Below are 15,272 nucleotides of genomic sequence, written 5' to 3' on the forward strand. Positions count from 1 at the left end.
AGGGGTAGCGTATCAAGTTACGGCCTGTAAACAAGGCATAAAATGTAGGGTTAATGGCATCGGAAAGTGGGCCTCCTCATAACATAAGCATAGAAGAGGCCCACAATCGTGTCAGTTAGCGAAGGAAATCAGTCAATCGCTTCAATATCAACGATCTTTGAACGGTTCATGATGATCTTCCAGCGCTGTATTTTAGGTTCCTGATCTTCGTCACTCTCACGGGTGATCAGGTTAATCAGGTGCCGTTTTTCAACCGATTCTCTCGCCACCTGGCCGTCACGCATGACGTAAATCTTCTGGGAACCTTTTTCCATCAGCGTGGACAGGAAGCGCAGATCAAAAAGAATCGATTCTTTGGTTTGTTCATACCCGGTCAGAAACTTGGTCGTCGACATTCTGGTGGTACTTTTGTAATGCAGAATGGCTTCTTCTTTAGCCGACACCTTGTGCTTGCGCGCTTTTTTGATGTTGTCATCCAGCGTGTCGTAGCGCATGTATTCCAGCCATTCCAGCTGGCGGCCAATCAGTTTATTGCTGTCGCTGTCAAAAAACTGTTTACGCCACTTGGGTTTGCCTTTTCGTACCCAGCGCCAGAGAGCGTGCTTAAGGTCGTCTTTAAACACCTCGCGGGCGGCATAAATTACCGACAGCACCAGGATAAACGACGCGGTAATGTCACCAAGTACACCGCGGGCCTCAATCAGCATGATGGTGACAAAGATCATCACAAAACCGGCCGCAAACCCTGTCACGACTTTTTTGGTGGTATTACCCAAAACAGTCGTGCTCTCTTTCATGGTGACCGGATATTCTATCAGGCGTCGCAGCAACCGCATTTTGTTCGACATGCGCGTTGGATCAGCCGTTGCGCGCTCAGAGTTATAATTATTAGATAAACGGTGAGCGGACTCTGTCTGACAGAAATCCAGATACAGTGCTTTGATTTCGCTGTAGTTTTCCGCTCTTGGCAGGTGGGCGACCAACGAAAGGAAACGCTGTTCTGTAAACCAGGACAAATAGTTATCTATGTTTTGGTAATACTTGAGCAGTTCTTCATCACTCGGCACATTCCGGCGCAAACGCTTGAGAATCCCTGCCGAAACACTGGCGACTTCTTCCAGTTCCTCTGTGGTTCGCTCTGTTTTTTCATCAAGTAGCTGATGGACGGTTTCTTCCAGTGCCACCGCAAACTGGTAAGCAAACAAACTCAGGCTCAAGCGATACTGACCGGATGGCAAATTACCACGACTGGCGAGGCGACTGTGTACCAGTGGAAGGTGATGAACATCACTGAAGTAAGTTCGCTTACCGTGAATGACATTATGGTAGAACTCGTCTTCAGACATGATATTGGCGTTCAGGCCAAGTTCACCGGGAATGAAAAGAAATACATCAAGCTGACGATTTTTTGCCTCATGGATGACATGTGACATTTTCAGGTTATGGCCATCTTTCTTTTCAACGGTGATCACTTTAAGTCGGTTCCTCTCTGAAGGTTCTGTGGTGTGGGTTTGCCGGATTCAGTTGCTGTTAGAATTTTAGTGTAAACTCATGTGAAATAGCACTACCAGACAACGAGTTATGGCTCGACAGCAGAAATTTTGGTCAGATACGCCTATTTTGGTCAGGCAGCCTGAATCAACATCACGTATAATGCGCGTTTCAAAATAGCGAGCTTTCTCCCGTTCAGCGTTAGTTTTGTGTCAGAAACGCTGCTGACCGGAGATTGAGGCGGATAACCGCTGGAATAGTTTACCCTGAGAGTGACATATTTATGATTAAAGTTGGTCAGTACAACACGTTGGAAGTCGTAAAAATTGTAGATTTTGGCGTGTTTCTGGATGGTGGCGAGGATTTTGGCAATATTTTGCTGCCGAAATCGTCTGTGCCTGAAGGCACATCTCTGGGGGATAATCTGGAGGTGTTCGTCTATTTTGATTCTGAAGATGACATTATTGCGACGACGAAAACACCGCTGGCGCAAGTCGGTGATTTTGCGCTGCTGAAGATAGTCGGCATTTCGGGTGTCGGGGCCTTTGTTGACTGGGGGCTGGATAAAGATCTGCTGGTACCGTTCAGTGAGCAGCGACGCCGCCTGGAAGTCGGTCAGAATATTCTGGTGCGAATCTATACCGATAAAGCGTCCGGCCGTATAGTCGGCTCGACTAAACTGAACCGTTTTCTGGATAAAACACCGGCACCGTATCAAGTGGGCGATGAAGTGAAAGTCTTAATCGCGGAAACGACTGAGCTGGGTTACAAAGCGGTGATCGAAGATTTGCACTGGGGACTTTTCTTTAAGACAGAAGCGTTTGGTAAGTTGTTTGTCGGTAAGAAACTGAAAGCCTATATCAAAGAAATTCGCCCCGATGGCAAGATCAACCTGTCGTTACAAAAAGCAGGCAAAGCGAAAGTGGACGATCTGGCGGATAAAATCCTGACAACGCTGGAGCGGCAGGGGGGCTTTCTGCCTTTGAGCGATAAGTCAGCACCCGATGATATCTTCAAAGCGTTCAGAACCAGTAAAGCAACGTTCAAAAAAACCATTGGCAGCTTATACAAGAAAGGCCTGATCATCATCGAAAGGGATGGTATCCGTCTCAACGATAACTGAAAGTGCTGCAATTCTGACATAAGCCGGTGAAACTCACCGGCTTTTTTGTGACCGCTGTTATTCTCTCTTGCTCAATATGAGCGTATGTTTATATACCTGAATGGTTACAGCATTGAGCCATTTATAGTCATTGATTGTGAGTAAAAAACTGTTAGGTCCCATCCAAGGCTTATCCAACCTGACAACACACTACAATTGACAAGGAATAAACATGCAAGGAATGAAAGTGAAAGCATTGGCTGCAGGTATTTCGCTGCTGATGTCTGGCGCGGCTTACGCAGCCGATGTGCCTGCGGGTGTGACGCTGGCAGAGAAACAGGAGATTGTCTGGAGTCTGGGCGGTGAGGTGCCAACCTTAGATCCCACCATGACCACAGATGACTCAAGCAGCAAGGTGATCAGCGATTTGTTCGACGGTTTAGTGTCTGAAGACAAGGAAGGCAATATTATTCCTGCCCTGGCCTCGCACTGGGACATCTCTGCTGATGGCAAAACCGTGACTTTCCATCTTCGTGACGGGCTTCAGTGGTCTAACGGTGAACCATTAACGGCGCACGATGTGGAATACAGCTTTAAGCGCAATGCCGATCCGGCATCCGCAGCGCCTTATTCGTGGTATCTGGGTACAGCGAATATTGTGAATGCTGTAGACATCACTGATGGCAAAAAAGACAAAGAGACTCTGGGTGTCAAGGCACTGGACGACAACACCGTTCAGTTTAGTCTGACTCAGCCAACCCCTTATTTTGTCAAAATGCTCTCACATCCATCAACGTTTCCTGTCTACCGTAAAGCGGTTGAAAAGTATGGTGATAACTGGATCAATCCGGATCATATCGTCAGCTCAGGTGCGTACACTCTGACCAACTGGGTAGTGAACGAGCGCATTGATCTGGTACGTAACCCAGCATATTGGAACGATGCTAAAACGGTGATTAACAAAGCCGCCTATCTGGCGATTGAAAATCAGACGGCAGAGTATAACCGTTACCGTACCGGTGAAATTGACATCACGGCGACATTTCCGCTCGAACAGTATAAGCACATCAAGCAAGAGCGTCCTGATGAGCTGCTGACCATGCCATCGCTGGCGACCTATTACTATCTGTTCAACTTAGATAAGAAGCCATTTGATGATGTCCGCGTCCGTAAAGCACTGGCTTATGCGATCGATCGTGATGTGGTGACTCAGTTTATTCTGGGGCAGGGGCAGATCCCAGCCTACGGTGTGACACCGCCTGCCGTGGCGGGTTTTGATGCGCCGGAATTGCCCTGGGCTTCGCTGTCTCAGAAGGAACGTAACCAAAAAGCGCAGGAATTGTTGAAAGAAGCAGGCTATTCGAAAGATAACCCGCTGAAATTTGAGCTGGTATATAACACCAATGAATCGCACAAAAAACTGGCGCTGGCGATGCTGTCGATGTGGAAGCAAAGCCTGCCGGTAGAAGTGGATCTGGCGAACCAGGAATGGAAAACCTTCCTGCAGAAACTGGCTCAGAAAGACTTTAGTCTGGCGCGTTATGCCTGGGTAGGTGACTATAATGAAGCATCAACCTTTTTGTCGTACTTTGAAAGCAAGGGCATGAACTATTCTCGCTGGGCCAATCAAGCCTACGACAAAGCAATGGCAGACGCTTTAGCGGCGAAATCAGATAAAGAGCGTAATCACTTCTATCAGGAAGCGGAACGTATTTTTGCTGAAGATATGCCGGCAATCCCTGTGTATTTTTATACCAAGACAGTTATCAAGTCGCCAAAAGTCGGCGGGTATTCAACGACCAATGCATCGGCAAACCGCTACACCCGTGATTTGTACATTATGAAGTGATGCGACGAAACGTTCTGTAAGATTGACTAAAGAGCCTTAAGCAAAGAGCCTGATCTCAGTCAGGCTCTTTTTACTCGTGTTATTCGTTACTCCCGCAAACCGGGCAGTTCGCCTGTTTCATCAGCTTCATTTCCTGCCAGTGCATGGTCATGGCGTCCAGCAGCAGAATTTTACCTGTGAGCGGTTTGCCCATAGCCGCTATCACTTTGATGGCTTCCATCGCCTGTACTGCACCAATAATCCCAACCAGAGGTGACATCACACCGGCTTCAACACAGGTCAGGTTTTGTTCGCCGAACAGGCTGCTGAGGCAGGCATAGCAAGGCTGAACGTTCTGATAAGTGAAGACACTGATCTGGCCTTCCATGCGTATTGCCGCGCCGGAAACCAGAGGGGTTTGAGTCTGGTAGCATAAACGGTTCAACTGGTTTCGGGTCGGCAGGTTATCGCTGCAGTCGACAACCAGCGTGTGCTGTTTTATCAGGGTGAGCAGGGCCGCATCATCCAGCCGCTCGCCAATGGTGCGAACAGTACAGTGCGGATTCATCCGCTCAAGTGCCTGTTTGGCGGAGTCGACTTTCAGCATACCCACAGTCGCGTCGTGGTGGAGCACCTGACGTTGCAGATTGGAGAGCTCAACCTTATCGTCATCAATCAGGGTCAGCACGCCGGCGCCGGCCGCAGCCAGATACTGGCTCGCGGCACAACCTAACCCTCCGGCACCAAGGATCAGTATGTGCGCCGCTTTTAAGGCTTCCTGGCCCTCAAAGTCGAACTGACGCAAAATGATCTGCCGATTGTAACGCAGCATTTCTTGATCAGATAACTCTTCCATTACTGGCTCCTGCTCGGTCATCATTTAATACATACTGGCGTTAAACGGTTCAATCGTGACAGTTTCACCCGGCTGCACTTTGCCGCGCTCTTGTTCCAGAATGACCAGGCAGTTGGCCTGATGCATGGAGCTGAATGCGCCTGACCCCTGATTGCCTGTTGTGGCCACTTCAATTTGCCCTTTGTCGTTCACCTGATAAATGCCGCGCTGGAAGTCGGTACGGCCAGGGCGTTTTTTAAACACGGTACTGGCAATGGCCGGTAAGCGCTGGGGAGCCTGATACTGACTCTGGCCCGCCAACTGGGCAAGGACAGGCTGAACCATCTGATACAGGGTGAGCATGGCTGACACCGGGTTCCCCGGCAGACCGCAAAACCAGCAGTCGTTGACCTTGCCGAAAGCAAAAGGCTTGCCTGGTTTCATGGCTATCTTCCAAAAACCAACTTCACCTTGCTGGGTGAGGATATCTTTTGTGTAATCCGCTTCACCAACGCTGACGCCACCTGAGGTGATTAACACATCCGCTGTGCTGGTGGCTTTCGCAAAAGCCGCCGCTAACTGGGCGGGATCGTCAGGAATAATCCCCAGATCCAGCACCTCGCAGCCGAATTTATCCAGCAGCGCCCGAATCCCGTAACGGTTGCTGTCGTAAATCTGGCCGGCGGCCAGCGGTTCGCCGAGCGGGCGCAGCTCGTCACCGGTGGAAAAGAAAGCGATTTTCGGTCGTTCGAAAACAGGCAGGCTGGCAATGCCCAGTGAAGCGATCAGCGGGAGTTCTCGCGCTGAAAGCCTGTGGCCTTTGGCAACAACAACTTCGCCGAGTTGAATGTCATCGCCAATCGGGCGGACATTGTCTCCTGCCTGAGGTGTAGCCAGAAAGCGGATTTGATCGCCGAGAACTTCTGTCTCTTCCTGCATGATCACGGTATCTGTCCCTGCCGGTAGCTCTGCGCCTGTCATAATACGGATGCACTGGCCTGATTGGCATGCACCGTCGAAAGGGCTACCTGCAAACGACTGACCGGCCAGAGTCAGGGTGTCTGTTTTGTCTAAATCAGCACGCTGAAGGGCGTAGCCATCCATGGCGGAATTGGCAAAAGGCGGGACGTTAATCGGGGAGGTCACATCCTCTGCCAGTACCAGCCCCAGTGTTTCTGCCAAAGGTAATCTATTGGTTTTGCTGATAGGTTTGACCACTGACAGCATTTTCTCAATGGCTGTTTCTACCGGCATCAAGCCCGGCGCATCACACGAGTCCATTTGCTAATCCTTCATTCGTTATGCTTAATTGCTGACTATTATGACAAAAAAAACTCGCCGGAACTAATTCCCCCAGCAAATACGAGGTGTAATTGTTGCTAAATGGGGGTATCCTTCGGGCTCAGTTTTACTGGCAAGGCAGTGTTGTTCGATCATCAGCCTCAGTCAGTTGGAGGAGAAAATGACAACATTAAGCGAATCAGCATTGAAAGTCCGTCAGGCGTTAGAAGTGCGTGGACTGGAAACCCCGATGACAACCGAATTGGTTGGCAATGCCGAGAAGAAAGAACGTATTGAATTCCACATGCGCGAAATTCTGGGATTATTATCTCTGGATCTCACCGATGATAGCTTGATGGATACCCCAAAACGTATCGCGAAAATGTATGTAGACGAAATTTTCTCCGGTCTGGATTACGGCAACTTTCCGAAAATCACTGTCATTGATAACAAAATGAACTGTGATGAAATGGTGCGGGTAAAAGAGATCACCCTGACCAGCACTTGTGAGCATCACCTTGTAACCATAGATGGTAAAGCAACGGTGGCTTATATTCCGCGCGGAAAAATTATCGGCCTGTCGAAGATTAATCGCATTGTGCGTTTCTTTGCTCAGCGTCCTCAGGTGCAGGAACGTATGACGCAGCAAATCTTAGTTGCGCTACAAACTTTGTTGGAAAGCGATGATGTCGCAGTGAGAATTGATGCCACGCACTACTGTGTAAAAGCCCGCGGTGTGATGGATCAAACCAGCGAGACAACAACAACCGCACTCGGCGGTATTTTTAAACGCATACCTGCGACCCGTGCAGAGTTCCTTCACGGACTGCGTTAACCGCTTTTCGCCACCCAGCCTGCCGTCGTAAAAAAAAGCCAATACAGCTAACTGTCTGTATTGGCTTTTTTTATGGCACCGATTACATATCTGCAAGACAAAATTACGTAATTGATATTAAAAATAGTGAATATAACGTCAATCATTACTGCACAGGTACTTTATTGTATAGCTAACGTTAATATTAGCGATTATTAAATGTTGAACACTTTACAGCTGGTGGCTTGGATAAACTTAGGCTAAGAAAAGCCGGATAAAAGTGAGTTAACCACTACTGACTTTTAGTGCGAATAACAAAGAACGTAAAGTGGGGTTGTCAGGCTATGCTCAATTTCAACAGCGGCAAAGTGACACGACAGGCAATGGATGTTGCGGTCTCTGGTTTCGTGAAAGGAACAGCCGGACTGGCTGCGGCAGTGCTGATGTCCGCGTATTCGCTGGCGGCAGAAGAAGGCGTGATAAGGCTGGTTCCTGCTCAGAGTTCGATTATTTCTGCCTCGCTGACTGTCCCTCAGCTCGGCAGGCACGGGTTGGAATCGGTTTCCGTTCTGAGCACTCGCCAGCTTTGTCCGGGCCAGACTGACCCGTTGTGTTTCCCAACAGCGTTGCAAAACCTTTACGCCAGTCATGATTTTATGCCCCTCTGGCGTGATCCGGCTTTGGTGGATGAATTACTGCTGCAGTTAACAGCACTGGCTGAAACCCATAGGGTGCCGGGTTTATTGCAGCGAGTTCAGGAACTGCAACAGCTATCGCAGCGTGATGATCAACGCGGTCTGGATCTTCTGGCGACAGATACCCTGATGGTCTACCAGTCCACCGTTAACCAGATGCTCAATGATCCGAGTGCGCTCTATCGGCCTGCCAACTTTACCCTGGATGCTCAACACCTTGCGTCAGCCCCTATGATCACTGTGCCACTGACTCTAACCTCACTGCAACGACTGCGTCCGACAGACAAGCACTTTGACGCGCTGGTTGCCGAAATGCGCACGCTTGAACAGGCTCAGCCGCATGGTGTGTATCTGTCGGGACGCCCGGCCATTAAATTTGGCGCTGAAATACCTAACGGTGACAAGCTTGCACGCATGCTCAATACTTATGGTGACTTGTCGGATCAGGATTATGCCAATGTCATGAAGATGGAGCAGGCAACCGGTGAGTCAGCAGTAAACCGACTCACCAATACCGGTGTACTTCATCAGGCCATCCGGCAGTTCCAGCAGCGTCATGGCCTGACAGACGATGGCGTCATTGGCCCTGAAACCGCGCAGAATATGGCGCGTTCGTACGAACAGGTTGCCCAGCTTCTGGCCCTGAATCTACAGCGTAACCGTGTTCTGCAGCGACATGGTCAGGGTGAGGTGCTTCAGGTGAATATTCCGGAATTCATGTTGCGGGTTCTGGATGATGAAAATGTGGTATTTGAATCGAAAGTCATTGTGGGCAGAAGCAGCCGGCCAACCTATTTATTCTCTTCTGCTATCAATCACATGGTGGTGAATCCAACCTGGAATGTCCCTGAAACTATCAAGGAAGAAGATGTCATACCCAGCATGAAACGATCTCCTGACTATCTGGCACGTCATAACATGCGGATGGTGTCGGGATGGAGTGATGCGCAGTCGATTGACCCCGCACAAATTGACTGGAGTACGGTGTCGGCCCGTAATTTTCCTTACGAATTTCAGCAAAGACCCGGCCCTGGTAATGCACTTGGGCAGGTGAAATTCATGATGCCGAATGATTTTTCGATTTATTTGCACGATACGCCGGTTAAGCGTTTGTTTAACAAAAGTAAAAGGAACTTCAGCTCGGGTTGCGTCAGGGTGGAGAAGGCGCACGACTTAGCCTACTTCCTGCTGGAAAGGCAGCGGGCAGGACAAAGTGCAACCTATGATAATTTATTGCGAAAACGCAACCCAGCGACGATCAATCTGCGAAAAACACTGGCGGTGGATTTTATTTACCGCACCGCCTGGCTTGATGAGCAAGGTAAACTGCAGGTTCGTGACGATATTTATGGCTATGATGATGATTCCACAGTACCGCAAGAACATGACTACATCGCCATGATGAACTATCGCTGATAACGACTGCGCTAACCCGTTGACCAGACAAAACCTTAACCACATTTTCTGGAGATGATGTTTTAGCAGTAATATCAGCGCAGAGCGGGGAAGGCATGAAGTCTTTCGTGTTTTCCCCGACAACGAACACAATCAAATCATAGCCATTGGCTTACTGCCATTCTGTGCAGACGTTATGTCATAGCGTAGCTCCCGCCTAAGATGAATTTTCTGTGTCAATGCACTGCTGGCTATTGAGCCTGGGCAGGCAGCTTGCGTAGAGTATACGCAATTTTGGTCTATACCACTTGGTGACGCAATGCAATCGACACAGTACAGCTCATTTTGGTTTAAAGAAGCACTGGAAAACGAACCTGATCTTCGCCCCAGGAAATTAGAGACAGACACAACAACCGATGTCTGCATAGTGGGTGGCGGGTTCACCGGGCTGTGGACGGCAATTCAGCTGAAAATGAAACAGCCGTCTCTGGATATCCTGGTGATTGAAAAAGATCTCTGCGGCAGCGGGGCATCGGGTCGCAATGGGGGTTGTATGCTGACCTGGTCAACCAAGTATCTGACCTTAAAAAAACTGTACGGAGAAGCAGAAGCTATTCGATTGGTGAAAGCCTCTGAAGCGGCGGTCTATGACATAGAGGCGTTTTGTAAAGCGCATGGCATTGAGGCGCAGATCCGGTTAGATGGCACCTTATATACGGCATCAAACAGAGCACAAATAGGGGCAATGGATCCGGTTTTGGCGGCGTTGGACAAACAGTCGATCAATGCCTGGCAGCCATGGACGAAGGAAAAGGTACAATCAGAATCGGGATCCGATGTTCATCTCGAAGGCCATTTTTCATCAGCAGCAGGGACAGTTCAGCCCGGATTGCTTGTCAGAGGTCTCAAGCGTGTTGCAGAGGAAATGGGCGTGACCATTTTTGAACACACGCCTATGACAGCGATCGATCGGCAGCAAACTCCGGTTCGGATCGCAACTCCCGGCGGGAATATTCGGGCAGATAAAGTGGTACTGGCGTTAAATGCCTGGATGCCATCTTTATTCCCTGAATTTAAACACAGTGTGGTGCTGGTCTCGTCTGATATGTTGATTACTGAGCCTGCTCCTGAACACCTGAAAAATCTGGGTTTACGCGACGGTAAGTCCGTGATCGATGGCCGAACCTTTGTTCACTATTACCGTACAACACCGGATGGCCGCTTGATGCTCGGCAAAGGTGGCAACTATTTTTCTTTTGGTAATAAAGTGAGTACGGTTTTTGATCAGCCAAGTCGTTACCAAGCGATTCTTCGCGCCGCGTTTCGGCGATTTTTCCCTGCAATGCAGTCTGTTCCACTGGCGATGACCTGGACAGGTGCCTCTGATCGCTCTGCCACTGGCATGCCGTTTTTTGGACGTTTAGCGGACAACCCTTCTGTTGTGTATGGTTTGGGCTATTCCGGCAATGGGGTAGTACAGAGCTGGATGGGGGGACAGATCCTCTCCTCTCTGGTACTTGAAGAAGACAATGACTGGGCACGGTCTGGCTTAGTGTCGGGACCTAAAGGCGCTTTCCCACCCGAGCCGATTCGCTGGCTGGGGGCCATTCTGGTCAGAAACGCGATACGACGAAAAGAAAGCGCGGAAGATGAGAACCAAACGCCGAACTGGCTGGATACACAACTCTCAAGGTTTGCTCAATCAGCTGGTAAAGCTGATAAGAGCTAAAGAACGTCACCCTTTCAGAATGCAACACCAAGCAGGTGGATAAGCCTGCTTTTTTTATTCACCCTGTTGCAAAAATGTATTCACACCTTGGGTATTAACGCGGCTGGTTTTTGACCACTCGGTCAGCTTCAAATGTAATAATCATTAATATCCCTATAATTTAACGTTAAATTCTGAATTTTTATGTTTTGTTGGCATTTAATTCTTTATTGTTGTGTTTTTATGGACAGTTTATTTGTCGTGTCAGTGAAAAGTAAATTTCCATTTTCGACTGGATATTTGGTTGTTATAAAAATCAACGACTTGCGTTGTTCGTATTTTGTTCTGATATTGTTAAAGTTTGCAGTGTTTTAGTTTGTAATTTATAAATTGAACCGCATTTATGGATACCTAGCTACCTCAACGAAGAGAATAATTATGAGCAACAAAGGAAATGGGACCCTGATGGGACACCCTAAAGGCTTGTTCCTGCTGTTTGGTACCGAGCTTTGGGAACGTTTTTCGTACTATGCAATGCGCGCCATTCTGGTGCTGTATCTTACCGATAAAACAGTGAGCGGCGGTCTTGGCTGGTCAACGGAGGACGCACTCAGTCTCTATGGTATCTATACCGGTCTGATTTATATCACACCGTTGATCGGTGGTTGGATCGCCGACAATTTCTTAGGGCAACGCCGCTCTATTATCATTGGTGGTGTTCTGATGGCTTTAGGGCAGTTCACTCTTGCTCTGCCACATTCTCTGGTTGACCCGAACGCCACAACAGCTTTTTATCTCGGCTTGGCACTGTTGATTATTGGTAACGGTCTGTTTAAGCCAAACATTTCGACTATGGTGGGTGATTTGTATTCTGAAGGCGATCACCGCCGTGACGGTGCCTTCACCATTTTCTACATGGGCATTAACCTGGGGGCCTTACTGGCAGGTATTGTCGCGGGTTCAGCGTCCACGGCTTTTGGTTGGAAAGCTGGTTTCCTGGCTGCAGGTATTGGTATGCTATTCAGCCTTGTCACCCAAATGCTGTTTGCTGAAAAGCTGTTGGGTAACATAGGTAAAATACCCGCTGCGAAGCGAGCTGCTGCCATGTCTGACAACGGTAAGAAACAACCTTTGACGAAAAAGGAAATCGATCGCCTGAAAGTGATTATGATCATGGGGCTGTTCGTGGTTGTATTCTGGGCCGGTTTCGAGCAGGCGGGGGGTCTGATGAGTATTTACACTCAGGAATATGCCGACCGTATGATTGGCAGCTTTGAAGTACCCACAGCCTGGTTCCAGTCTCTGAACCCATTCTTTATCATCACAATGGCACCGCTGCTGGCTGCATTGTGGGTAAAAATGGGGCCTAAAGAGCCAAGCTCTCCAATCAAGTTTGCCATTGCACTCTTCCTGCTGGCGATTGGCTTTGTGTGCATGGTTGGTGCCGTAATGCAGCAGGGTGGCGATATGACGGCCAAGACCTCTATGTTGTGGATTGTCGCAGCTTATTTCTTCCACACCATGGGTGAGCTGTGCCTGTCGCCAATTGGTCTGTCTATGATGACTAAGCTGGCACCGTTACGTCTGGCTTCCCTGATGATGGGTGTATGGTTTGGCTTTAATGCGGTTGCTAACTATGTTGCCGGTATGATTGGCGCACATGTAGGTGAAGCGGGTCCATTAGCCATCTTCGGTGGTATTGCTGTGACAGCAGCAGCGTCCGGTTTGATTCTGGTTGTTTTCTCAAATCAGCTGATTCGTTGGATGCATGGTGCTGAAGGTCAAGTAGTGGCAGACACTACCGACGTGCCAGCCAACGCAAAACCGGCACAAGCTTAATGTAAAGATCCAAAGAGAATAATATTGCGGGAGCCAGCAGGCTCCCGTTTTTATATCTGAATTTCCCTTCTGTTTTTCCTGATATTGCGATTCACTTCTCAATTTGTGTATTCGATTACACGCACATTGTGGTTGTGCGCATGTGGACATATTGCGTTGAAAATTCATAACCTATGTGAATATTGTTTTATATTTGTTCAGTTTTTATTTTTGAGGGGCGCGCATGAGGAAATCGCTTTTTGCTGTTGCGGTGACAACAGCTATTTTATCGGGGTGTGGTGGTTCGGACTCTGGCAATAACGATGACAATGGTAAGGATCTCGACGGCAAGGTCACTGTTCAGGTGATCGACGGTTATTTGTCGAATGCACAACTGTGTGTCGACCGAAATCGCAATGCGCACTGTAATACAGGCGAACTGTTAACCGCAAAAACCAATGGCAACGGTCAAATCACCATTTCTGCAAGTGACAGCCAGTACCCGTTGATTGCCAGAGTAATTGCCGGTGAATCTTCAGACAGCGATCATCCAGGTTTTGTCTGGCAGGATGCGGAACTCTATGCGCCTGCCGGTCAGACAATCCTGACCCCTTTTTCGACCCTGGCTTATTTAAACGATCTAAGTCTTGCCGATTATGCGGCCAGTCTGAATCTGGATGCCAGTCTGCTCAATCAGGATTATGTGGCTTTAAAATCGTCGAATACTGATGCCAAGAAAGTCCATTTGTATGCGCGGACGATGAATGCGATGCTCGGTGCAACCCTGTCTGAAAATGATCTGGAAGGGCAGAAAATCTGGATTCAGAACCTGAAAAACAAAGTTCAGGAGCTGGAAAACAATCACGCTGATTTTGATGCCGTCACTTTAACGCTGGATAAAAAAAGCGGGCAGTTCAGTCGCTCCGACCGTGTGAAAGGTATCCAGCCCTTCCTGGAAGGGCAGAGCGCAATTTTCCTTGATTTCCTGAACGTATCAGAAGCCATTCCTCATCGCTTGGTGTTTCGTGATGGAAAGGTAACTGAAAGCTCGCTGAACTTTATCCGCCCGGATGCGCCTTATGAGGTTTCAGGTACCTCAATGAAAATTGCTGCTGATCTTGATAACGAAATAGAGTTTCTTTATGTGACGCCTGATATTGCTCTCGCTTATCTGTATGTCTATGAGTCAAGAAAGTATCTGATTTTCTGGTATAACGAGACAAACTTTTTTGATCAGACAACAGATTTAACGCTAGACGATTTTGTCGGTCAAACTTGGTATTTTCTGCAAGACGCGGCCGGGCCGGGTGCGAAACCTAATGAACCCCATGTACCTGAGCTCAATGAGCTGACCTTTATTTCAGAAACACGAGTGATGATCAATCCGATGAATTCAGCAGCCTATGAAGCGGACTGGAGCTTTACAGCCAACCCGGAAGGCAACCAGACCCTTACGGTTCATTTCGGAAATGAGAATGCAATGATTCTGGGCACTGAAGAATCGAAGGGTGGGGTAACTTTACTCTTTGTAGAAGGCCTTTCGCAATCTGTACTCATGACACAAAACAAAGTGTTAGCGAATGCCTTATACGACAAATGGCAGTGATCACCTGAACCAGTCTCTCAAACCGTGTTTTCGTTTACACACGCTGGAAGCCGTGATTTCATGAGTCAGGTCATGACGATAAAGTGAGAAATAAGGTAAGTTACTCGATAGCTTACTTTTATTTCTCACTTTGTAGTAAGGGCGGTGATATGCAAGATGCTCAAGTCAATTTCAGACCAGCCAGATCGGGCGATGCACATCAGCTCTCACAGCTGTTGGCCCAGCTAGGTTATGACACCGAGCCGGCGCGCCTCGAGAAGATGATTTATCTTGCGGATTCCGATTCTGAACTGATCACGGTCGCTGAAATAAACGATCAGTTAGTGGCGGTGATGTCGCTGATCTTTTTTGACTATTTTCCTTCGGCTGCGCGGTATGCCCGTATCACTGCTTTGGTGGTTGATGCTCAACACCGAAATAAGGGGATAAGCTCAGAGTTGCTTGAATATGCCAGAATCAACGCGGTGGAGCGTGACTGTGTTTGTATTGAAGTCACCAGTTCAGTGACACGAGAGGACACTCATGCTTTTTATGTGAATGCCGGCTTTCACCATGAGTCGTTTAAATTTGTCCTGCCGATCGGCTAATTGTCGATCGTTAATCTCTTCTGTTAATCAGCCCTTATCTGTTCAGGGTGAGGCTGATTCCTTTTTGTTCGAAACATAAACGTTCTCTAATATTTTCTTTTACCGCGATGTA

Annotated in this window: 11 protein-coding genes; 8 read left to right on the plus strand and 3 right to left on the minus strand. The window is 48.4% G+C overall.

The genetic code is table 11. From position 1 onward, the window contains the following. Positions 1 to 128: 128 nt before the first annotated feature. Positions 129 to 1,472: a hypothetical protein gene (locus tag Q4491_RS13520; protein WP_192016685.1), complete on the minus strand. Its 1,344-nt coding sequence runs from the start codon at positions 1,470 to 1,472 to the stop codon at positions 129 to 131. A 302-nt stretch (positions 1,473 to 1,774) separates the two neighbouring features. On the opposite strand from Q4491_RS13520, the gene Q4491_RS13525 reads away from it, so the two are divergent. Together Q4491_RS13525 and Q4491_RS13530 are read left to right on the plus strand one after the other, a co-directional pair. Then, positions 1,775 to 2,614 (plus strand): S1 RNA-binding domain-containing protein, encoded by an 840-nt coding sequence (locus Q4491_RS13525; protein ID WP_192016684.1) that lies wholly within the window; start codon positions 1,775 to 1,777, stop codon positions 2,612 to 2,614. Positions 2,615 to 2,825: 211 nt separating this feature from the next. Continuing rightward, on the plus strand, positions 2,826 to 4,442 hold the full coding sequence (locus tag Q4491_RS13530) for an ABC transporter substrate-binding protein (RefSeq protein ID WP_303458140.1): 1,617 nt from the start codon (positions 2,826 to 2,828) through the stop codon (positions 4,440 to 4,442). A 79-nt stretch (positions 4,443 to 4,521) separates the two neighbouring features. Here Q4491_RS13530 and moeB read toward each other — a convergent pair whose 3' ends face one another. Continuing rightward, the gene (gene moeB, locus Q4491_RS13535; RefSeq protein ID WP_303458142.1) at positions 4,522 to 5,277 is read right to left on the minus strand and encodes a molybdopterin-synthase adenylyltransferase MoeB; all 756 of its coding nucleotides are present in this window, start codon (positions 5,275 to 5,277) and stop codon (positions 4,522 to 4,524) included. 24 nt (positions 5,278 to 5,301) lie between these two features. Continuing rightward, complete coding sequence (gene moeA, locus Q4491_RS13540; protein ID WP_303458144.1) at positions 5,302 to 6,537, minus strand: molybdopterin molybdotransferase MoeA; 1,236 nt, start codon at positions 6,535 to 6,537, stop codon at positions 5,302 to 5,304. Between the two features lie 181 nt (positions 6,538 to 6,718). Between moeA and folE the strand changes: the two genes are divergently transcribed. From folE to Q4491_RS13570, 6 genes are all read left to right on the plus strand, one after another. Next, positions 6,719 to 7,372: a GTP cyclohydrolase I FolE gene (folE, locus tag Q4491_RS13545; protein ID WP_218385916.1), complete on the plus strand. Its 654-nt coding sequence runs from the start codon at positions 6,719 to 6,721 to the stop codon at positions 7,370 to 7,372. A gap of 323 nt (positions 7,373 to 7,695) precedes the next feature. Then, complete coding sequence (locus tag Q4491_RS13550; protein ID WP_303458147.1) at positions 7,696 to 9,462, plus strand: murein L,D-transpeptidase; 1,767 nt, start codon at positions 7,696 to 7,698, stop codon at positions 9,460 to 9,462. 298 nt (positions 9,463 to 9,760) lie between these two features. After that, positions 9,761 to 11,170, plus strand: coding sequence for an FAD-dependent oxidoreductase (locus tag Q4491_RS13555; protein ID WP_303458149.1), 1,410 nt, complete (start codon positions 9,761 to 9,763; stop codon positions 11,168 to 11,170). Between the two features lie 417 nt (positions 11,171 to 11,587). Continuing rightward, positions 11,588 to 12,988 (plus strand): peptide MFS transporter, encoded by a 1,401-nt coding sequence (locus Q4491_RS13560; RefSeq protein ID WP_192016677.1) that lies wholly within the window; start codon positions 11,588 to 11,590, stop codon positions 12,986 to 12,988. A 223-nt stretch (positions 12,989 to 13,211) separates the two neighbouring features. Continuing rightward, positions 13,212 to 14,573, plus strand: a complete 1,362-nt coding sequence (locus Q4491_RS13565; RefSeq protein ID WP_192016676.1) for a hypothetical protein — start codon at positions 13,212 to 13,214, stop codon at positions 14,571 to 14,573. A 149-nt stretch (positions 14,574 to 14,722) separates the two neighbouring features. Next, positions 14,723 to 15,160, plus strand: coding sequence for a GNAT family N-acetyltransferase (locus tag Q4491_RS13570; protein ID WP_192016675.1), 438 nt, complete (start codon positions 14,723 to 14,725; stop codon positions 15,158 to 15,160). Positions 15,161 to 15,272: the final 112 nt, after the last annotated feature.

It is taken from the genome of Photobacterium sp. 2_MG-2023, from assembly GCF_030547675.1.
GTDB lineage: Bacteria > Pseudomonadota > Gammaproteobacteria > Enterobacterales > Vibrionaceae > Photobacterium > Photobacterium arenosum.

Coding starts and splice junctions, on each gene's coding strand:
- Q4491_RS13550 (WP_303458147.1), top strand. CDS start 7,696: ATGCTCAATTTCAACAGCGGCAAAGTGACACGACAGGCAATGGATGTT.
- moeA (WP_303458144.1), bottom strand. CDS start 6,537: ATGGACTCGTGTGATGCGCCGGGCTTGATGCCGGTAGAAACAGCCATT.
- moeB (WP_303458142.1), bottom strand. CDS start 5,277: ATGGAAGAGTTATCTGATCAAGAAATGCTGCGTTACAATCGGCAGATC.
- Q4491_RS13555 (WP_303458149.1), top strand. CDS start 9,761: ATGCAATCGACACAGTACAGCTCATTTTGGTTTAAAGAAGCACTGGAA.
- Q4491_RS13570 (WP_192016675.1), top strand. CDS start 14,723: ATGCAAGATGCTCAAGTCAATTTCAGACCAGCCAGATCGGGCGATGCA.
- folE (WP_218385916.1), top strand. CDS start 6,719: ATGACAACATTAAGCGAATCAGCATTGAAAGTCCGTCAGGCGTTAGAA.
- Q4491_RS13565 (WP_192016676.1), top strand. CDS start 13,212: ATGAGGAAATCGCTTTTTGCTGTTGCGGTGACAACAGCTATTTTATCG.
- Q4491_RS13525 (WP_192016684.1), top strand. CDS start 1,775: ATGATTAAAGTTGGTCAGTACAACACGTTGGAAGTCGTAAAAATTGTA.
- Q4491_RS13560 (WP_192016677.1), top strand. CDS start 11,588: ATGAGCAACAAAGGAAATGGGACCCTGATGGGACACCCTAAAGGCTTG.
- Q4491_RS13530 (WP_303458140.1), top strand. CDS start 2,826: ATGCAAGGAATGAAAGTGAAAGCATTGGCTGCAGGTATTTCGCTGCTG.